Genomic DNA, 19,553 nt, shown 5'->3' on the forward strand with positions numbered 1-19,553 from the left:
GACGCGCAGGACCTTCCCCGCCGGGGATGTCCCCGACGCTCACGCCGCCCTCCGCATCGACAGCGGCGCGTCGAACAGTTGCACCGCCGCGGGCGGCAGCCGCAGGCCGCGGACCTCGCCCTCGGTCAGGCCGGCAGCCTCGGCGCTGGGCAGGTCCAGCGTCAGCTCGCCGCCCAGCGCGTCGCAGCGCAGCAGCACCTGCGTGATCGCGCCCTGGAACTGCAGCGCGTCGATGCGGGCGCGGATCATCGCGCCCTCGCCGTCCAGCAGCCGCAGCGCCTCCGGCCGGACGCCCACCCGCACCACGCTGCCGGTCTTGTAGACACGGGTGTCGCAGTCCACCAGCGTCGTGCCGATGCGCACGCGGCCCTCGGCGACCACCTGCGCGTCCATCCAGTTCATCCGGCCGACGAAGCCGGCCACCAGCGCGCTGGCCGGCGTGTCGTAGAGCTGGCGCGGCGCGCCCTGCTGCGCGATCTGGCCCTTGGCCAGCAGCACCACCCGGTCGGACATCGCCAGCGCCTCGTCCTGGTCATGCGTCACCATCAGCGTGGTGATGCCCAGCCGCTGCTGCAGCGCGCGGATCTCCGCGCGCAGCTCCTGGCGCACCTGCGCGTCCAGCGCCGACAGCGGCTCGTCCAGCAGCAGCAGCTTCGGCCGGGGCGCCAGCGCGCGGGCCAGCGCCACGCGCTGCTGCTGCCCGCCGGAGAGCTGCGACGGGAACTTGCCCGCCTGCTCCGTCAGGCCCACCAGCGCCAGCATCTCGTCCGCGCGCTCGACGGCCTCGCGCCTGGGCAGCTCGGTCAGGCCGTAGCGGACGTTCTCCAGCGCCGTCATGTTGGGGAACAGCGCATAGGACTGGAACACCACGCCGAAGCGCCGCCGCGACGCGGGCCAGCCGGTGATGTCCTGGCCCTGCATCAGCACCTGGCCGAGCTCGGGCGTCTCGATGCCGCAGACGATGCGCAGCAGCGTGGTCTTGCCGCAGCCCGAGGGGCCGAGCAAGGACACGAACTCGCCAGCCTGCAGGTCCAGGTCGATGCCTTGCAGCACCGTCTGGAGGCCGAAACGCTTGGTGATCTGACGCAGATGCAGCATGAGGAGCCCGTGCCTGTCGCTGGGTGGCTTACTTCTTCTCGGCCTTGGCCTCGTAGCGGCGCGACCACTCGGCCAGGATGCGGTCGCGGTTGGCGGCGGCCCAGTTGAAGTCGTTCTTCGCCAGCAGCTTGTCGAGGTCGGAGGGCACGTACTCGAGCTGCTCCTGCACCGAGGGCAGCGCCAGCACGGCGAAGTTCTTCGCGTACAGCTCGTTGGCCTTGCGGGTGACGGACCAGTCGGCCAGCGCCTTGGCGGCGTCGAGCTTCTTCGTGGTCTTCATCACCGCGGTGGCCTCGACGTCCCAGCCCAGGCCCTCCTTGGGGAAGACGATGTCGATGGGCGCGCCTTCCTTCTTGGTCTTGTTGGCGCGGTACTCGAAGGACAGGCCGACCGGGAACTCGCCCGCGCCGGCCTGGCGGCAGGGCTTGGAGCCGGAGTGCGTGTAGACGCCGATGTTCTGGTGCAGCGCGTCCATGAAGGCCCAGCCCTTGGCCTCGCCCATCATCTGCAGCCAGGCCGACACCATCAGGTAGCCGGTGCCGCTGGAGGCGGGATGCGGCATCGTCAGCAGGCCCTTGTAGACCGGCTGGGTCAGGTCGAGCCAGGAGGCGGGCTTGGGCAGGTTGCGCTTGCCGGCCTCGGCGGTGTTGAAGCACACGGCCGAGGACCACAGGTCCATGCCGACCCAGGTCGGCTGGGGCCGCGGGTCGCGCATGTTGGCGCGCACCTGCTCCAGGCCCTTGGGCGCGTAGGCGGCCAGCATGCCTTCCTTGTCCAGCAGCATCAGCGAGGTGGCGGCCAGGCCCCAGACGACGTCGGCCTGCGGGTTGGCCTTCTCGGCCAGCAGCCGCGCGGTGACGATGCCGGTGGACTCGCGCACGAACTTGAGCTCGATGGACGGGTGGTCCTGCTCGAAGGCGGTCTTGTAGGCCTTGATCTGGTCGGCCTCGAGCGCGCTGTAGACCAGCAGCTCGGTCTTGCCCTGGGCATGGGCCTCGGGGCTGGTGATCGCGGCGATCGCGGCCAGCGTCAGCGCGGCGGCGGTGTGGGCGAGGGTCGAGAGGGACTTGAGACGCATGGGCGCTCCAACGAGTCGGTGAGGGGACCGGCTTGCCGGGGTGTTCCGGCGCCGGCGAGGGGCGATCGATGGGCGACACTGTAGGAATGGCATATGTCATCTGCGCGTCAAACGCCCAAAGTTCCCGAAAGCCGGTATTGGCGGATTTGGGGGACGCGACCGGGACGGGGTCCTCATGCTGGTGAACCACCTCAAGGCCTTCTTCGCCGTGGCGAGGACGGGCTCCATCACCGGCGCGGCCAAGCAGCTCGGCTTGTCCCAGCCGACGGTGACGACGCAGGTCCGGGCGCTGGAGGAGCAGTACGGGGTGGAGCTGTTCCACCGCGGCGGCGGGCGGCTGACGCTCAGCGAGGCCGGACGGCGGCTGATGCCGCAGGTCGACGCGCTGCTGCAGCAGGAGCTGGACATCGAATTCGCGCTGCGCAACTCGTCCGAGCTGCAGGGCGGGCTGCTGCGGCTGGGCGCGACGGCGCCGTACTACACGCTGACGCTGGCGCAGCGCTTCCGGGCGCGGCATCCGCAGGTGGAGTTGAGCGTGTCGGCGGGCAACTCGCGGCAGATGGTGGATGCGCTGCTGGCCTACCAGGCCGACCTGGCGACGTCGAGCCACCTGGAGGACGACCCGCGGCTGCACCGGGTCGAGCTGGGCGCGGATCCGCTGGTGCTGTTGCTGCCGCGGGGGCACGCGCTGGCGCGCCTGGCGGCGGTGCCGCTGGCGGCGCTGGCCGGACAGACGCTGCTGGTGCGCGAGCGCGGCTCGATGACGCGCGCGCTCAGCGAGCGGGCGCTGGACGCGGCCGGCGTGCGGCCGCGGGGGCAGATGGAGATCGCCAGCCGCGAGGCGCTGCGCGAGGCCGTCGTGCGCGGGCTGGGCGTGAGCATCTTCGCCGCGCACGAGACGGGCCGGCATCCCGAGCTGGTCGCCCTGCCCTTCGAGGAACCGATGCCGCTGGTGCGGGAGTACCTCTACTTCCTGCGGGAGCGGCAGGGCGCGCGGCTGATCGAGGCGATGCTGGACTGCGTGGGCGCGGCGGACTGACGCGGCCCGGGGCGGTCCGCGGGGCGGCTTACTGCCCGCCCTGGGCTGCGGCCGGCGCGCCCTTGAGGTGCTTGTCCAGGAAGCCCTGCAGGCGATTGGCGAAGTCGACGCTGTTGTCGAGGTTGCCGAAGCCATGGGCCTCGCCGCGGTAGGTCACCCATTCCGGCGGACGGCCGGCCTTGACCAGCGCCTCGCGCATGCGCTCGCCGTGCTCGATCGGGACGCGGCGGTCGCGCTCGCCGTAGACCAGCATCAGCGGCGCGCGGATGCGCTCGGCCAGGTAGACCGGCGAATTGGCCTTGAGCATGTCGGCGTCCTTGACCGGGTCGCCGATCTCCTGCGGCGCGAGGTAGTTGCGGTAGGAGCTGCCGAGGTCGTCGTCGACCCAGCGGTCGCCCTTGATCCAGAGCATCAGGTCGGTGGCGCCCGACCAGGCCACGCCGCAGCGGTACAGGTCGCCGTCCTTGGCCAGGCCCATCAGCGTGCTGTAGCCGCCGTAGCTGCCGCCGGCGATGCAGGCGCGGTCGGTGGCCAGCTTCTGCGACTGGGCCCAGCGCAGCGCGTCGGCCACGTCGTCCTGCATCGCCTGGCCCCATTGCCGGTAGCCGGAACGGAAGTGCTTGTCGCCGTAGCCCTGGCTGCCGCGGAACTCGGGCTCGATGACGAGGTAGCCGCGCGAGGCGAGGAACTGCGACATGCCGTCCCATTCCCAGGTGCGGCCGCGAAGGAACGGGCCGCCGTGCACCAGCACCACCGCCGGCGCGGGCTTGCCGGGCGCGACGCCCTTGGGCAGGGTCAGCCAGACCGGCACCTCGACGCCGTCGCGGGCCTTGATGCGGTGCAGCTCCAGCCCGGCCATCGCGCGCGGATCGACATCGGGCTGCTGCGCGCCCAGCGGCGACCAGCGCTCGGCCTCGGGCGCGGCCGCGCGGTAGACCCAATAGGTGCCGGGATCGCGGTCCGAGTGGTTGCGCACCACGGCCACCATGTCGGGCTTGCCGCAGCGGGCGCAGTCGACGTCGTTGACGCCGTCGGTGAAGCGGGCGTCGACCTGCTTCTGGAACTCGCGCATCGCGGGATCGAACCAGGCGGTGGCGGAGGCATCGGTCTGGTAGCGCAGGCCGACGGTGCGGCCGGCGTCGAGCAGCACCTGGGGCTCGGGGTCGAAGCCCGGCGTGCTCAGCAGCGCGCGCGGTTCGGGCTGGCGCGCCTGGAAGTCGAAGCGCGTCAGCACGGTGTAGCGCTGCGGTCCCTCGAGGCGCTCGACGAACAGCCGGCCGCCGTCGTCGACGGCCACCGGCACGAAGGGCAGGCCCAGCAGGTCGCCGCGGGTGATCTCGGTCCAGGTCTTCTCGCCGGGCGCGCGCCAGAAGGCGGTGCGCACGTTCTCCTGCTCGGTGAGGACGACGCGGGCCTCGCCGTGGCTGTCGAACAGGAAGCGGTAGGCGCCGCGCGGCTCGTCGAAGACGGCGGGCAGCGCGCGGCCGGTGTCGACGTTGAGCCAGTACGGCGTGTAGGCGACGGTGTTGTTGGAGCGGTTCAGGCCGTACTTGCCGACCAGCACGCGGTTGCCGGGCTCGCCCGGGTGGGGATACGGCACGTGCAGCAGGTGGTGGTTGAAGGTCAGCGCGCCGCCGAAGGCCTTGCGCTCGCCTTCGGAATCGCTGTCGCGCTGGACGATCTGGCGCACGCCGGAGCCGTCCGCGGCGACGGAGAACAAGCCGTTGGCCTGGTAGTGGGTGCCCGAGGCGATGCGCCGGTCGGTGGCGGAGAAGACGAGCTTGTCGTCGTTGACCCAGTAGAAGGCGCCGACGTCGTCGTTGCTGAACTGGACGACGCGGCGGGCCTCGATCTTGGCGCCGAGCTCGAACACGTACAGGCCGACGCGCAGGCCGGCGGCGCCCGGGGCGGCGACGGCCAGGCGCTTGCCGCTGGGGGAGAGCCGGGCCTCGTGCAGGACGGCGTCCTTGAAGAACACCTCGGGGGCGAGCGAGGCCGGCGCGGGCGCGGGCTGCGCGAGCGCGACGGTGTGCAGGCCGGCCAGCGCGAGGCTGAACGACAGCGCGCAGCGGCGCGCGACGGCGATCGGATGCATCGGGGACTCCCTGGGGCGCCGCGCCGCGACGGCGGCCGGCGATTGGTCTTGTGATAGCGGCCGATGCTAGCGGCCAGGGGAGCCCGGACGGGCTGGGGATGTCCCGAAGCGGACGCTCCGCCGTCGCCGAACAAAAATCTCCCGTGAGCGGATAAAAATCTTCCGCGATCGGCGATTTCAGACAATTTTCTGCCGTTCGCGGCAGAAAAAATTCCGCTTGACCAAGGCGGTTCCCGAGCGCTTGCAGCCAGCATGCCGGTGCCCTCGCCTGCCCGACGTGGCGTCGACGTCGCGGATACTCGGCGCCTTCGCGGCCGGCACGCCCGCGCCGTTTCCACGGATCGAATCCCGACGATGTCCATTCCCCTGCGGCACTCCGCCACCACGCTCGCCGTCGGCACGGTCAGCGCGGCGTTCTTCTTCTGGCTCGCCGCGGTGTCCTTCACCACCGGCCGGCATCCCGCGGCGACGATCGGCACCACGCTGTGCTTCGTCGCGCTGGGCCTGATGGCGCTGCCGATGGTCCTCGACTACTTCCTCGCCCGTCACGAAGTCGACGACGACAGGCTCGACTTCGGTCGCCGCCTCGGCGGTCGCGGCACGATGCGCTGGGTCGAGGTGCGGCGCGTGCGCTTCTCGCCGACGATGAAATGGTTCGTGCTCGAGGACGGCGCCGGCGCGAAGGCGCGGATCGCGGCCGGACTCTCCGGCCTGCCGGAGTTCGCGCGGCTCGCGCTGGCCCATGTGCCGGCCGACGCGCTCGACAAGAAGACCCGCAAGCTGCTGGTCGACGCCAGCCTCGGCCGTCGTCCGCGGGTGTGGCTCTGATGCGGTCTGAGCCCCGGCCCGTGACCAGGCCTGGGGCGAGGACGAGGGTCCGCGCGGGGATCCGGGCCCGCGCCGGCGCTCAGGCGCGCGGCCCGAAGCTCTTGCGATAGCCGCTCGGACTGACCCCGGCGATCCGCTGGAACTGCGCCCGGAAGTTGGCCGCCGATCCCAAGCCGACCGCCGCCACGATCTGCTCGATCGCCAGCGAGCCGGTCTCCAGCAGCTCCTGCGCGCGACGCACGCGGGCCTCGATCAGCCAGCGCACCGGCGCGACGCCGAAACGCTGCAGGAAACGCCGATGCAAGGTCCGCGTGCTGACGCAGCCCTCGCGCGCGAGGTCCTCCATCGAGATCGGCCGATGCAGGTTCGCCAGCGCCCAGTCGATCACCGGCTGCAGGTCGCGGTCCGGCGGCAGGTCCGCCGCCTCGATGAACTGCGCCTGGCCGCCCTCCCGCTGTAGCGGCACCACCGACAGCCGAGCCACCCGAGCCGCCACCGCGGTCCCCAGGTCCGCGCGAACCATGTGCAGGCACAGGTCGATGCCGGCGGCCGCGCCCGCCGAGGTGAGCACCTGGCCGTCGTCGACGAAGAGCACCGAGGGGTCCAGGTCGACCGCCGGATGCAGCGCCGCCATCAACGACGCCGCGGCCCAGTGCGTCGTCGCGCGACGGCCGTCGAGCAGCCCTGCCTGCGCCAGCACGAAGGCGCCCGAGCAGATCGACGCGATCCGCGCGCCACGCGCCTGCGCCGCCCGCAGCGCGCGCAGCACGGCGGCGCTGACCGGGATCTCCGGCGACGCGATGCCGGGCACCACGATCGTGTCGGCCTGCTTCAGCGCCGACAGCCGCCGACGCACGCCGAGGGTGAAGCCGCCGACATCGATCTCGGCCTGCTCGCCGCAGACGATGACGGCATAGGCCTTGCGGCCGTCCGCCAGCTCGGCGCGGCCGAAGACCTCGCAGGCCAGCGTGAGATCGAAAGCGATGAGCCCGGGCAGCGCGAGGACCGCGATGCGATGCGGGACGGCCGTCGTGGAGGGCGGGACAGGGACGGGTCGGGCAGGCATGAGGACAGGTTCCAGGGACGATGGACGACAGGTCGGGAGCGAGCGCATTCTGCGCCCGCCTGTCCGAATACCGTCGAAGATTGTCGATTCAGCCACTTTCCTCGCGGAGCCAGGATCGGAAGAATTCCGGTCGTTCCCGTCGATGGAGAGATCCTTGCCCGCTGCCGCCCCCCGGAATTCATCCCTTCGCCTGCTCTGCCTGCTCGAGGCCTTCACGCTGCTGGCGCTGGTGCTCGTCGCGGTGCCGTTGAAGCACCTGGCCGGCCTGCCGCTCGCGGTCTCGGTGATGGGGCCGATCCACGGCATGGCCTTCCTGGCCTTCTGCTGGCGGCTCGCGCAGGCCGCGGCGGCGCGCGAGGTCGAGGCTTCGACGGCGTGGCGCTTGCTGCTCGCCGCGGTCGTGCCCTTCGGCGGGATCTACAGCTGGGTGACGCTCGGCCGCGGAGCGTCGGCATGAGCTACCTCTGGATCAAGGGGCTGCACCTCGCGGCGGTGTTGACCTGGGTCGGCGGGTTGCTGCTGCTCGGCGTCGCCGCCGCGGCGATGCGGCCCGCGCGGGATGCGGTGCTGCTGCCGCATGAGAAGCGCATCGGCACCGCCGTCTTGCAATGGGACCGGCGCGTGACCACGCCGGCGATGCTCGCGGCCTGGGCGCTGGGCATCGGCCTGGCGACCTGGGGCGGCTGGTTCGGCGCACTCTGGCTCAACGCGAAGTTGCCGATCGTGGTGCTGCTGTCGGGGCTGCACGGGATGCTGTCGGCCACGCTGCGCCGGCCGCTCGACCAGGCCGGCGAGGCGGGGCCGGGATGGTTGCGCCTCGCCCCTGCCATGGCGATCGCGGGGCTGTGCGCGATCGCGATCCTCGCGGTGGTGAAGCCGTAGCGGGCCGAGGCCCGGTCGAGGCGCCCTGCCTCAATCCGCCGTGATGCCGCGCTCCTTCACGAGCTTGGCCCATTGCGGCAGCTCCTTCTCGAGCCGCGCGCGGGCCTGGGCGATCGTCGAGGGACTGGCCTCGAAGCCCTCCTTGGCCATCCGCTCCTTCACCACAGGCGACGCGAGCACGGTGTTGAGCGTCGCATGCAGCTTCTCCAGCACCGGCTTGGGCGTGGCCGACGGCGCGAAGACCATGAACCAGGTCTCGAACGAGTAGCCGGGCAAGCCGGCCTCGGCGATGGTGGGCACGTCGGGCAACAGCGGCGAGCGCTTGGGCCCGGTCACGCCGAGCGCGCGCAGCTTGCCGGCCTGCACGTGGCCTTGCGCGGCGGACAGCACCGGGAAGGCCATGTCGACCTGGCCGCCGATGGTGTCGCTGAGCGCCGGGCCGCCGCCGCGATACGGGATGTGGACAATGCTCACGCCGGCGACCGCCTTGAACAGCTCCGCCGACATGTGGAAGGTGCTGCCGGTACCGGCCGACGCATAGGACAGCTTGCCGGGCTGGCTCCGGGCCAGCGCGATCAGCGCCTTGAGGTCCTTGGCCGGCACGCGCTCGTTGACGACCAGGACGTGCTGGGAATTCGCCACCATGCCGATCGGCGCGAGGTCCTTGAGCGTGTCGTAGGGCATCCGCGCCGTCAGCGACGGGTTGATGGCCAGGGAGACGGTCTGCAACCCGATCGTGTAGCCGTCGCCGGCCGACTTCGCGACCTCGGCCACGCCGAGGTTGCCGCCGGCGCCCGCCTTGTTCTCGACGACCAGCGGCTTGCCGAGCGCCTTGCCCCATTCGTCGGAGATCAGCCGGGCGACGATGTCGGCGCTGCCGCCGGGGGCGTAGGGAACGACCAGGCGCACCGGCCGGTCGGGATAGGACTGCGCCAGCGCGCTCGCCGACAGGGCGGCGAGGGCCAGCGCCGCGAGGACGGATCTGCGGTTCATCGTGTCTCCTGTGAAGCCCCGGTCGTGCGCCAGGGTCGCCTCATGCTAGGCGGGAGACGGCCGTCCAGAATTTAGCGGCGGGCCATTCTTTCGTTCCTGCAGGTTAAGGATCCGGCGTCGATTCGATGCGGCCTCGCGGCCGCTCAGACGTCGAATCCCGCGCACTGCCGCCGCGCCTGCCGCAGCAGCGTCGGCCACACGAAGGCGCCGCCCAGGCCGCCGGTCTGCACCCGCATCGACTCGGCGGTGCCGCGGATGATGGCGTCGTCCACCGGCGTCAGCGCGACGCCGCCGGCCTGCGCGGCGATCTGGATCTGGCAGGCGCTCTCGAAGGTGTACATCGACAGGAACGCGTCGGCGATCGTCCTGCCCACGGTCAGCAGCCCGTGGTTGCGCAGGCAATAGAAGATCTTGTCGCCGAGGTCGCCTTGCAGCCGGGGCTGCTCGTCGGGACGGATCGCGACGCCTTCGTAGTCGTGGTACGCCAGCGAGGCCAGCACGAAGGTCGACTGCTGCGAGATCGGCAGCACCCCGCCCTGCTGCGCCGACACCGCGACGCCGGCCCGTGTGTGGGTGTGCAGCACGCAGCCCACGTCGGGGCGCGCGGCGTGGATCGCCGAATGGATGATGAAGCCGGCCTGGTTCACCGGGAACGGCGTTTCCTGCAGCTTGTTGCCCTGCGCGTCGACCTTGATCAGGCTCGACGCGGTGATCTCGTCGAACATCAGGCCGTAGGGATTGATGAGGAACTCATGGGCGTCGCCGGGCAGGCGCGCGCTGATGTGGGTGAAGATCAGGTCGCTCCAGCCGTAGCGCGCGACGAGCCGGTAGCAGGCCGCGAGGTCCACGCGCAGCTGCCATTCGGCGTCGCTGACCTGGCCCTTGAGCGAGGGGATCTGGGCGGTGATGTCGTCCATGAACGCGTCTCCTGGCCGCGCCGGGCCGTCGGGCGGGCCCGGTTCGCGGCGGATCGTCCTCCCGGACGATCCTCGTGGCTGTCGCGTTCAGGACAGATTCCAAGCCCGGCGCCGGAACGCACACGCCCCGGAATCTCCCCCTACTCCGCCAGGTACCTCAGAAGGCTCGACCAAAAATTCAGCTTGCTGCCCAGCACCATCACAACCAGCAGGATTGAAATACCGGCGGCGATCAGATTGGCGATCACGTTGGACCATACGCCTGACCAGAAACCCAGCGTACGTTCGATGCGCCTCAAGCGTCGCAGATGATCGGCTTCCGCGTCCGCCAGTGCGTCAGACAAGGACTCCTCGGCCATGTCCTCGAGCATGATCTCCGCCCGCGTTCGATAGGTATCGATCTGCGAGGGCAGGTTCATGCTGAGCACAAACCCATGCACATCCGCATCGGGATGCGTCTTCATGAACTCGACCTTGTCGGCCTTGTAGAGCGCGTAGGCGATCAGGCCTGCGAGATCCTTGGGGTTCTGTACGAAGGACTGGAAGGTCTGGTGCAGCATTCAAGCGATGACCTTGGCTTTCGCCAACCATCGCTCGAGTGCGTTGTTCGCTGCCTTCACGATGTCCTCCCGGCAAGGCAACGCTGCCCGCACGATGGGTGACGGCTCATGATCCCGATCACGCGTCATCAGGCGCTTGTTCGCGCGCCGGATCGTATGCACGGTGATGTACTTGCGGGCGGCCGAGGACTTCATGGGGTGCGATGCTACTGCCGCGAGGCAATAGAGGCGAGTTGAGGATGATCGGGTAGGGACAAACCTGACGACGCGGCTTGAAGAGACCGGTGAGCAGGAGCGGAAGATCGGCAGCATTGCACTGCCGATCCACCCGATCAATGACTCGGATCTGTGGCGGCTCGTCTCGGCGCTCAGAACGCCGCGATCCCCGTCTGCGCGCGGCCCAGGATCAACGCGTGGATGTCATGCGTGCCCTCGTAGGTGTTGACCACCTCCAGGTTGACCAGGTGCCGCGCCACGCCGAACTCGTCGCTGATGCCGTTGCCGCCCAGCATGTCCCGCGCCGTGCGCGCGATCTCCAGCGACTTGCCGCAGCTGTTGCGCTTCATGATCGACGTGATCTCCACCGCCGCCGTGCCCTCGTCCTTCATCCGCCCCAGCCGCAGGCACCCCTGCAGGCCCAGCGTGATCTCGGTCTGCATGTCCGCCAGCTTCTTCTGCACCAGCTGGTTGGCCGCCAGCGGCTTGCCGAATTGCTTGCGGTCCAGCGTGTACTGCCGCGCCGTGTGCCAGCACGACTCCGCCGCCCCCAGCGCCCCCCACGCGATGCCGTAGCGCGCGCTGTTCAGGCACGTGAACGGCCCCTTGAGCCCGCGCACCTCGGGGAAGGCGTTCTCCTCGGGACAGAACACCTCGTCCATCACGATCTCGCCGGTGATCGACGCCCGCAGGCCCACCTTGCCGTGGATCGCCGGCGCGCTCAGGCCCTTCCAGCCCTTCTCCAGCACGAAACCGCGGATCTGCCCGCCGTCGTCCTTCGCCCAGACCACGAACACGTCCGCGATCGGGCTGTTGGTGATCCACATCTTGCTGCCGCTCAGCGAATACCCGCCGTCGACCTTGCGCGCCCGCGTCACCATCGAGCCCGGGTCCGAGCCATGGTTCGGCTCGGTCAGCCCGAAGCAGCCGATCCACTCGCCGCTGGCCAGCTTGGGCAGGTACTTGCGCTTCGTGGCCTCGTTACCGAACTCGTTGATCGGCACCATCACCAGCGAGCTCTGCACGCTCATCATCGAGCGGTAGCCGCTGTCCACGCGCTCCACCTCGCGCGCGATCAGCCCGTAGCAGACGTAATTCAACCCCGCGCCGCCGTACTCCTCGGGGATCGTCGGGCCCAGCAGGCCCAGCTCGCCCATCTCGCGGAAGATCTCGACGTCCGTCTTCTCGTGCCGGAACGCCTCCACCACCCGCGGCGCCAGCCGGTCCTGGCAGTACGCCCGCGCCGCGTCGCGCACCGCGCGCTCGTCGTCGGTCAGCTGCTGCTCCAGCAGCAGCGGATCGTCCCAGTGGAATGCGGCCTTCGCCGCCTTGGATGCTTGGCTCATGATGTCTCTCTTCCGTTCTTGATCGCCTGGATGCGTGTGTCGCGACACGGTGGCTGGGGACGATCCTAGTCCCGCGCCGGCACCACCGCCGTCACCTCGATTTCAACCTTCGCACGGTCCTCGATCAGCCCCGCCACCTGCACGGCGGTCATCGCGATCCCGTACTCGCTGCCCAGCACCTCGCGGTAGGCCTGCCCCACCTCGCGGCCGCGGGCGACGTACTCCCGCTTGTCCAGCAGGTACCACGTCATCCGCGCGATGTGCCCCGGCTCCGCCCCCGCTTCCGCCAGCACCGCCTTGATGTTCATCAAGGCCTGCCGAACTTGAGCGACGAAGTCATCGCTCTCGAACTGGCATTGCCCGTTCCAGCCGATCTGCCCGGCCACGAAGACCTGCGTCCCCGTCGCGGCCACGCCGTTGGCATACCCGCGCGGCGCCAGCCAGCCTTCGGGCTGCAGCAGCCGCTTGGCGGCGCTCGTGTTGTCGTTCTCGTTGCTCATCGTCGGGACTCCTCTACTGCTCGGACGATTGATGGGATTGCTGTTGCTGGACCGCCCGCACCAGCGCGGCGCGGACGTCCTCGGGAAAGGGTTGCGACTGGTGCGTCTCCAGCGAGGTGCACACCAGCACCTGGCCGAAGCTCACCCGCGTGCCGTCCGCGCCGTCGAAGCTGATGCGCAAGGTCAGCGAGCTGCGACCGACGCGCTCGATCCACAGCCGCTGCGTGAGCCGGTCGCCCTGGCGGCTGATGCGCTCGAAGCTGGTCTGCAGCTGCACCGTCGGCAGCCCGACGCGGCGCGGCCCGAGCAGCTCAGCGTACGGCACGCCCAGGCCCTCGTTGAACCAGTCCTCGACGAAGGCGTTCAGCAGTTCGTAGTAACGCGGGAAGAAGACGATGCCCGCCGGGTCGCAGTGACCGAAGCGGATGAGCACCTCGCGTTCGAAGGCGGCAGTCATGTCGTCAGGCTCCTCGTGGCGGCGTTCAGACGCCCAGGTGGCGATGCCACAGGCCGTGGTCGGCGGCCAGCGCCGCCGAGTCCCCGCGCCACACCACCTGGCCGCGTTCCAGGATGCTGTGGCGATCGGCCAGCCGGATCAGGCGCTTGACGTACTTGTCGACGACCAGGATCGTCTGCCCCGCCTGGCGCAGCGTGTCCAGGCAGCGCCAGATGTCCTCGCGGATCAGTGGCGCCAGGCCCTCGGTCGCCTCGTCCAGCACCAGCAGCCGCGGATTGGTCACCAGCGCGCGCCCGATCGCCAGCATCTGCTGCTCGCCGCCCGAGAGCTGCGAGCCCATGTTGGAAGCGCGTTCCTCCAGCCGCGGGAACAGCGCGAACACGCGCTCGACGGTCCACGGCGCGCCCGAGCGGCAGCGGTTGGCCTCGAACGCGCGCAGGTGCTCCAGCACGCTCAGGTTGGGGAACACCTGCCGCCCTTCCGGCACGATCGCCAGGCCCAGCCGCGCGATGCGGTCGGCGCGCCAGCCGGTGACGTCCTCGCCGGCGAAACGGATGCGCCCGCCGCTGGGCGCCAGCCAGCCGGTCAGGCAACGCAGCGTCGTGCTCTTGCCCATGCCGTTGCGGCCCAGCAGCGTCGCGACCTCGCCCGGCGCGATGCGCAGGTCCAGCCCGAACAGCACCTGGCTGCCGCCATACCCGGCGCGCAGGCCGTCGATCTCGAGCAGCGCGTCGCTCATGCGTCCCCCTCCGCGTCCTCGCCGAGGTAAGCCTGCTTCACCGCCGGATCCTGGCGAATCTCGTCCGGCGTGCCGGTCGCGATCACGCGGCCGCTGACCAGCACCGACACGCGGTCGGCGAGCCGGAACACCGCGTCCATGTCGTGCTCCACCAGCAGCAGCGTCAGCTGCTGCGCCTTGAGCGACGACAGCAGCTCGACCATCCTCGCCGACTCGTCCGGTCCCATGCCCGCCATCGGCTCGTCGAGCAACAACAGCCGCGGCCGCGCCGCGAGCGCCAGCGCCAGTTCGAGCTGGCGTTGCTCGCCATGCGCGAGGCTGCCCGCGACGCGATCGGCCATCGCCGTCAGGCCGACCAGCGCCAGCATCGCCTCGGCGTCCGCGTAGGCGGCCTCGTCCGCGCGCGCCGGCCGCCACCACGACGGCGCCGCCGGCCGCCGCGCCAGCACCGCCAGCACGACGTTGTCCAGCACGGTGAAGCGCCGGTAGATGCTGGTGATCTGGAAGGAGCGCACCAGGCCCTCGCGCACGCGCCGCGGCATCGACAAGGCGGTGATGTCCTCGCCCTCGAAGAACAGGCCGCCGCCGTCGGGCGCCAGCGCGCCGGAGATCTGGTGGATCAGCGTCGTCTTGCCGGCGCCGTTCGGGCCGATCAGCGCATGGGTCTCGCCGGCGCGGACGTCGAAGCTGGCCTCGTCGGTCGCGGTCAGCGCGCCGAAGCGCTTCACCAGGCGGTGGACCTGGAGCAGCGACAGCGCCGGCAGCGACGAGATGGCCGGCGCGGTGGATGCCGAAGCCGAAGCCGAAGCCGAGGTCGACAGCATCGCGGCGTCGTCCGGCGCGAGGGTGGCGGCGTCACGCATGGGCGCCTCGCCGGGACAGTCCCGCCAGTCCGCGCGGCGCGAACAGCACCACCGCCAGCAGGATCGCGCCGAGCGCGAACTGCCAATGGATCGTCACGCCGGAGAGCATCTCCTCCAGCAGCAGGAACACCAGCGCGCCGAGCGGCCCGCCCCAGAGCGCGCCCGCGCCGCCGAGGATCACCATCACCATCAGCTGCCCCGATTGCGACCAGTGCATCAGGTGCGGCGACACCATGCCGTTGAGGTTGGCCAGCAGCGCGCCGGCGAGTCCGGCGACCGCGCCCGCCACGACGAAGGCCGTCCACTGCACCGTGAAGGCGCGTCCGCCGGTGGCGGCGACGCGGGTCTCGTTCTCGCGCGTGGCCTGCAGCAGCCAGCCCAGCGGCGAGTTCACCAGCCGCCGCAGGCCCGCGAAGACCAGCGCGAACGCCGCCAGCGCGACCCAGTAGAACGACGCGTCGTCGGCCAGGTTCACCGGCAGCCCGGTCATCGCCGAGCGCGACGCCATCGGCAGGCCGTCGTCGCCGCCCCAGGCCTTCAGCGACACGGCCAGGTAATGGAACATCTGCGCGAAGGCCAGCGTGATCATGATGAAGTAGACGCCGCGCGTGCGCAGGCTGATGGCGCCGATCACCGCGGCCGCGAGGCCGGAGACCAGCATCGCCGCCGGCCAGGCGATCCAGGCAGAGCCGATGCCCGCGTCCATCAGCGCCGCCACCGTGTAGGCGCCCAGCCCGACGAAGGCCGCGTGGCCGAAGCTGACCAGCCCGCCGAAACCGAGGATCAGGTTCAGGCTCGCCGCCGCGATCGCGAAGATCAGCACGCGCGTGGCGACGACGGTGTAGAACGCCAGCCCCGTCGCCTGCAGCACCGGCGGCAGCGCGGCCAGCGCGACGAGCAGCGCCCAGGCCCAGGGGCCCAGCGCGCGGTGATGGAGCATCGTGAAGGGAGCGCGCATGGGGGTCAGCCTCTCGCGGGGAACAGGCCGCGCGGTTTCCAGAACAGCACCGCCGCCATCAACACGTAGATCAGGATCGACGCGACCGCCGGCCCGACGCTGGACGCGATCTCGGGCGAGGCCACCTGCCGCAGCGCCGCCGGCAGCAGCGTGCGCGAGCCGGTGTCCACCAGCCCCACCAGCAGCGCGCCGACCAGCGCGCCGCGGATCGAGCCGATGCCGCCGATGACGATCACGACGAAGGCCAGGATCAGGATGCTCTCGCCCATGCCGACCTGCACCGCCAGCAGCGGCCCCAGCAGCGAGCCCGCCAGCGCGCACAGCGCCGCGCCGAGGCCGAACACCGCCGTGAAGAGCCGGTCGGCGGGCACGCCCATCGCCGTCGTCATCGCGCGGTTGGACGCGCCGGCGCGCACCCACATGCCCCAGCGGGTGCGGGTCACCAGCAGGTACAGCGCCAGCGCCACGCCCGCGCCGACGCCGATGATCAGCAGCCGGTAGGCCGGGTACATCAGCCCGGGCAGCAGCTCCACCGGGCCGGACAGCGCGGCCGGCGTGTTCAGCATCAGCGGCTGCTCGCCCCAGATCATGCGCACGCCCTCGTTGAGCATCAGGATCAGCGCGAAGGTCGCCAGCACCTGGCTGAGGTGGTCGCGCTGGTAGAGCCGGCGCAGCAGCGTCACCTCCAGCGCCATGCCCAGCACCGCCGTGCCCGCGACCGCCGCCAGCACCGCCGCCAGGAAGGACGCGCCCGCCGCGATCGCCGCCGCGGCCAGGTAGGCGCCGACCATGTACAGCGAGCCGTGCGCCAGGTTGATCAGGTCCATGATCCCGAACACCAGCGTCAGCCCGGCCGCCAGCAGGAACAGCATCAGCCCGAACTGCAGCCCGTTCAGGGCCTGCTCGGCGACCAGGATCAGGTTCATCGCGGCGCGCTCCGTCGTGCGTCGAGGGTCACGGCCGTCACTTCATCTTGCACTGCGGCGCGTAGGCGTCCGCGTGCTGCTCGAAGATCTTGCCCAGCGTCCGGTTGGTCACGCGGCCCTGCGGGTCCTTGGTGATCACGCGCAGGTAGTAGTCCTGCACCGGGTACTGGTTGTGGTTGAAGCGGAACGGCCCGCGGACCGAGTCGAACTTCGCCGCCTTCAGCGCCTTGAGCAGCGCGGGCTTGTCCTCGACCTTGCCCTTGACGTCGCGCACCGCCGCGCCGATCAGCAGCGCGGCGTCGTAGCCCTGGCTCGCGTACAGCGACGGCAGGCGGCCGTACTCCTTGACGAAGTCCGCGACGAAACGCTTGTTGGCCGGGTTGTCCAGGTCGTGCGCCCAGTGCGAGCTGTTGAACATGCCCAGCATCGGCTCGCCGACGGCCTTGATGACGTCCTCGTCGGCGGAGAAGCCGGGCCCGAACAGCGTGATGTCCTTGGACAGGCCCGCGCCGACGAACTGCTTGATGAAGTTGATGCCCATGCCGCCGGGCAGGAAGATGTACATCGCGTCGGGCTTGGCGGCGCGCGCCTGCGCCAGCTCGGCCGCGTAGTCCAGCTGGCCGAGCTTGGTGTAGATCTCGTCGGCGACGGCGCCCTTGTAGTAGCGCTTGAAGCCGGCCACCGCGTCCTTGCCCGCCGGGTAGTTGGGCGCCAGCACCACGACCTTCTTGAAGCCCTTGTCCATCACCGTCTTGCCGATGGCCTCGTGCAGGTTGTCGTTCTGCCAGGCGACGTTGAAGAAGTACGGGTTGCACTGCTCGCCGGCGTACTGCGACGGCCCGGCGTTGGCGCTGACATAGGGCACCTGGGCGGCGAACACGCCGGGGCCGACCGCCAGCATTACGTTGGAGAACACGATGCCGGTCATCACGTCGACCTTGTCGCGCTTGAGCAGCCGCTCGGCCGACTGCTTGGCCACCTCGGGGTTCTGCTGGTCGTCGGCGATGACGGTCTCCACCGGCAGCCCGCCGAGCTTTCCGCCGCCGTGCTTGACCGCCAACGCGAAACCGTCGCGGATGTCCACGCCCAGGCCGGCGCCCGCGCCCGACAGCGTGCTCAGCATGCCGACCTTGAGCTTGTCGGCGGCCCGCGCCGGCAAGGCCAGCATCGCCGAGGCCGCCAGGGCGGCGACCGCGGCGATGGCCGGCGCGGTGCGCGCGCGGCGGGGGGAGGACGGCTCGTACTGCGGCGACTGCTTCGAATCGTTGGCGTTCATCGGACGCTCCAGAAGGCCCCGGACGGGGCGGGTCGGAAGGTCGCGCCCGTACGGCAAGGCGCGGTCGGGGGGATCACTGCTCGCGCAGGCGGAAACGCTGCAGCTTGCCGGTTTCGGTGCGGGGCAGGCTGGCGCGGAACTCTATCGCACGGGGGTACTTGTACGGGGCGATCGTGGCCTTGACGAAGTCCTGCATCGCCTTGGCCCGCGCGGCCTCGTCGACGTCCGCGGACACGCCCGGCTTGAGCACGACGAAGGCCTTGACCAGCTGGCCGCGTTCCTCGTCGGGCACGCCGATCACCGCGCATTCGGCGACGTCGGGATGCGCGAGCAGCGCCGACTCGACCTCCGGTCCGGCGATGTTGTAGCCGCCGGAAATGATCATGTCGTCGGTGCGCGCCTGGTAGACGAAGTAGCCGTCGGCATCGATCAGGTAGGCGTCGCCGGTCAGGTTCCAGCCGTGCTTCACGTACTTCTGCTGCCGGTCGTCGGCCAGGTAGCGACAGCCGGTCGGCCCCAGCACCGCGAGCTTGCCGACGGTGCCCGGTGGGACATCGCGCCCGTCCTCGTCGACGACGCGCGCGCGGTAGCCCGGCACCGCCTTGCCGGTCGCGCCGGGGCGCGCCGTGGCCTCGGTGTGCGAGACGAAGATGTGCAGCATCTCGGTCGCGCCGATGCCGTCGATCATCTCCAGGCCGGTCGTGTCCTTCCACAGCTGGCGCGTGGCCGCGGGCAGCGCCTCGCCGGCGCTGACGCACTTGCGCAGCGACGACAGGTCGTGCGAACCCGCCTGCGCCGCCATCGCGCGGTACGAGGTCGGCGCGGTGAAGCACACGGTCGCGCGGTACCGGGCGATCGCCGGCAGCAGCGCCTCCGGCGAGGCCTTCTCCAGCAGCACCGTCGACGCGCCCACGCTCAGCGGGAACAGCAGCAGCCCGCCCAGCCCGAAGGTGAAGGCCAGCGGCGGGCTGCCGATGAAGACGTCGTCGGCGTTGGCGCGCAGGCAGTGCACCGGCCAGCAGCGGCAAATCGCGATCACGTCGCGGTGGAAGTGCATCGTGCCCTTGGGCTGGCCGGTCGTGCCCGAGGTGAACGCGATCAGCGCGCAGTCGTCGGACGCGGTGTCGACGTTGTCGAAGGTCGACGGCTGCCGCCCGGCCCGCGCCTCCAGGCCCTCGGGCGCCTGGCTGCGGAACAGGCAGACCCGTTCCAGCACCGGGAAGCGCGCGCGGGCCGCGTCCAGCTCCTCGGCCAGCGCCGCGTCGCACAGCGCGTGCGACACCCGCGCCTTGTCGATGACCTGCGCCAACTCCTTCGCGCGCAGCAGCGGCATCGTCGCCACCGCGATCGCGCCGACCTTCATCACCGCGAACCAGCAGGCCGCCATCTGCGGCGTGTTGGCGCCGCGCAGCAGCACGCGGTTGCCGGGCACCACGCCCATCTCGTTCACCAGCACATGGGCGATGCGGTTGGCCTGCGCCTGCAGCTCCGCGTAGGTCCAATGCACCTCGCCGCCGCGGCCGTCGCCGCCGATCACGCAAGGCCGCCCGCCGTGCCCCTGCTCGACCCAGCGATCGAGCAGCTCATGCGCGCAGTTCATCCGCTCGGGGAACTGCAGCTCCGGCAATTCGAAGATCAACTCCGGCCACTGCTCCCGCGGCGGGAGGTGGTCGCGGGCGAAGGTGTCCTGGTGGGCGGTGCGGTGCATGAGGGCGT

21 protein-coding genes are annotated in these 19,553 nt (G+C 70.7%); 4 read left to right on the top strand and 17 right to left on the bottom strand.

Annotation, left to right across the window (positions count from 1 at the left end; genetic code table 11):
- Positions 1-39: 39 nt before the first annotated feature.
- Positions 40-1,098, bottom strand: a complete 1,059-nt coding sequence (locus N5D62_RS24265) for an ATP-binding cassette domain-containing protein (RefSeq protein ID WP_279760531.1) — start codon at positions 1,096-1,098, stop codon at positions 40-42.
- A 28-nt stretch (positions 1,099-1,126) separates the two neighbouring features.
- Positions 1,127-2,176 (bottom strand): putative 2-aminoethylphosphonate ABC transporter substrate-binding protein, encoded by a 1,050-nt coding sequence (locus N5D62_RS24270; protein ID WP_279760532.1) that lies wholly within the window; start codon positions 2,174-2,176, stop codon positions 1,127-1,129.
- Between the two features lie 175 nt (positions 2,177-2,351).
- Here N5D62_RS24270 and N5D62_RS24275 point away from each other — a divergent pair, with 175 nt between their 5' ends.
- Positions 2,352-3,215, top strand: a complete 864-nt coding sequence (locus tag N5D62_RS24275; RefSeq protein WP_279760533.1) for a LysR substrate-binding domain-containing protein — start codon at positions 2,352-2,354, stop codon at positions 3,213-3,215.
- A 28-nt stretch (positions 3,216-3,243) separates the two neighbouring features.
- On the opposite strand, the gene N5D62_RS24280 is transcribed toward N5D62_RS24275, so the two are convergent.
- Positions 3,244-5,310, bottom strand: a complete 2,067-nt coding sequence (locus N5D62_RS24280; RefSeq protein ID WP_279760534.1) for a prolyl oligopeptidase family serine peptidase — start codon at positions 5,308-5,310, stop codon at positions 3,244-3,246.
- Positions 5,311-5,664: 354 nt separating this feature from the next.
- On the opposite strand from N5D62_RS24280, the gene N5D62_RS24285 reads away from it, so the two are divergent.
- Positions 5,665-6,138, top strand: coding sequence for a hypothetical protein (locus N5D62_RS24285; protein WP_279760535.1), 474 nt, complete (start codon positions 5,665-5,667; stop codon positions 6,136-6,138).
- Positions 6,139-6,217: 79 nt separating this feature from the next.
- Here N5D62_RS24285 and N5D62_RS24290 read toward each other — a convergent pair whose 3' ends face one another.
- Positions 6,218-7,204 (bottom strand): helix-turn-helix domain-containing protein, encoded by a 987-nt coding sequence (locus tag N5D62_RS24290; protein WP_279760536.1) that lies wholly within the window; start codon positions 7,202-7,204, stop codon positions 6,218-6,220.
- Positions 7,205-7,358: 154 nt separating this feature from the next.
- Between N5D62_RS24290 and N5D62_RS24295 the strand changes: the two genes are divergently transcribed.
- Both N5D62_RS24295 and N5D62_RS24300 read left to right on the top strand, forming a co-directional pair.
- Positions 7,359-7,661, top strand: a complete 303-nt coding sequence (locus N5D62_RS24295) for a DUF3817 domain-containing protein (protein WP_279760537.1) — start codon at positions 7,359-7,361, stop codon at positions 7,659-7,661.
- Positions 7,658-8,086: a CopD family protein gene (locus N5D62_RS24300; protein WP_279760538.1), complete on the top strand. Its 429-nt coding sequence runs from the start codon at positions 7,658-7,660 to the stop codon at positions 8,084-8,086. The genes N5D62_RS24295 and N5D62_RS24300 overlap by 4 nt, the downstream gene beginning before the upstream one ends.
- A 30-nt stretch (positions 8,087-8,116) precedes the next feature.
- Here the strand turns inward: N5D62_RS24300 and N5D62_RS24305 are convergent, their stop codons facing one another.
- The 13 genes from N5D62_RS24305 to N5D62_RS24365 all read right to left on the bottom strand — a co-directional run bounded on the left by N5D62_RS24305 (position 8,117) and on the right by N5D62_RS24365 (position 19,545).
- Positions 8,117-9,079 (bottom strand): tripartite tricarboxylate transporter substrate binding protein, encoded by a 963-nt coding sequence (locus N5D62_RS24305; RefSeq protein WP_279760539.1) that lies wholly within the window; start codon positions 9,077-9,079, stop codon positions 8,117-8,119.
- 143 nt (positions 9,080-9,222) lie between these two features.
- Positions 9,223-9,996 carry a class II aldolase/adducin family protein gene (locus N5D62_RS24310; RefSeq protein ID WP_279760540.1) on the bottom strand — a complete coding sequence of 258 codons (774 nt, stop codon included), beginning with the start codon at positions 9,994-9,996 and terminating at the stop codon, positions 9,223-9,225.
- Positions 9,997-10,136: 140 nt separating this feature from the next.
- Positions 10,137-10,556, bottom strand: coding sequence for a hypothetical protein (locus N5D62_RS24315; RefSeq protein WP_279760542.1), 420 nt, complete (start codon positions 10,554-10,556; stop codon positions 10,137-10,139).
- Positions 10,557-10,751 (bottom strand): hypothetical protein, encoded by a 195-nt coding sequence (locus N5D62_RS24320; protein ID WP_279760543.1) that lies wholly within the window; start codon positions 10,749-10,751, stop codon positions 10,557-10,559. It lies immediately after the preceding gene.
- 173 nt (positions 10,752-10,924) lie between these two features.
- Positions 10,925-12,118: an acyl-CoA dehydrogenase gene (locus tag N5D62_RS24325; RefSeq protein WP_279760544.1), complete on the bottom strand. Its 1,194-nt coding sequence runs from the start codon at positions 12,116-12,118 to the stop codon at positions 10,925-10,927.
- A gap of 65 nt (positions 12,119-12,183) precedes the next feature.
- Positions 12,184-12,618: a RidA family protein gene (locus N5D62_RS24330; RefSeq protein ID WP_279760545.1), complete on the bottom strand. Its 435-nt coding sequence runs from the start codon at positions 12,616-12,618 to the stop codon at positions 12,184-12,186.
- Positions 12,619-12,631: 13 nt separating this feature from the next.
- Positions 12,632-13,075, bottom strand: coding sequence for a thioesterase family protein (locus tag N5D62_RS24335; RefSeq protein WP_279760546.1), 444 nt, complete (start codon positions 13,073-13,075; stop codon positions 12,632-12,634).
- A 25-nt stretch (positions 13,076-13,100) separates the two neighbouring features.
- On the bottom strand, positions 13,101-13,802 hold the full coding sequence (locus tag N5D62_RS24340) for an ABC transporter ATP-binding protein (protein ID WP_279760582.1): 702 nt from the start codon (positions 13,800-13,802) through the stop codon (positions 13,101-13,103).
- 8 nt (positions 13,803-13,810) lie between these two features.
- Positions 13,811-14,578, bottom strand: a complete 768-nt coding sequence (locus tag N5D62_RS24345) for an ABC transporter ATP-binding protein (RefSeq protein WP_279760583.1) — start codon at positions 14,576-14,578, stop codon at positions 13,811-13,813.
- A gap of 91 nt (positions 14,579-14,669) precedes the next feature.
- On the bottom strand, positions 14,670-15,635 hold the full coding sequence (locus N5D62_RS24350) for a branched-chain amino acid ABC transporter permease (protein WP_279760547.1): 966 nt from the start codon (positions 15,633-15,635) through the stop codon (positions 14,670-14,672).
- A gap of 5 nt (positions 15,636-15,640) precedes the next feature.
- Positions 15,641-16,561, bottom strand: a complete 921-nt coding sequence (locus tag N5D62_RS24355) for a branched-chain amino acid ABC transporter permease (protein ID WP_279760551.1) — start codon at positions 16,559-16,561, stop codon at positions 15,641-15,643.
- 37 nt (positions 16,562-16,598) lie between these two features.
- A complete protein-coding gene (locus tag N5D62_RS24360; RefSeq protein ID WP_279760584.1) occupies positions 16,599-17,729 on the bottom strand; it encodes an ABC transporter substrate-binding protein in 1,131 nt (376 codons plus the stop codon).
- A 181-nt stretch (positions 17,730-17,910) separates the two neighbouring features.
- Complete coding sequence (locus tag N5D62_RS24365; RefSeq protein WP_279760552.1) at positions 17,911-19,545, bottom strand: AMP-binding protein; 1,635 nt, start codon at positions 19,543-19,545, stop codon at positions 17,911-17,913.
- Positions 19,546-19,553: the final 8 nt, after the last annotated feature.

Origin of the sequence: Mitsuaria sp. GD03876 (assembly GCF_029840635.1) — a bacterium.
Classification (GTDB): domain Bacteria; phylum Pseudomonadota; class Gammaproteobacteria; order Burkholderiales; family Burkholderiaceae_C; genus Roseateles.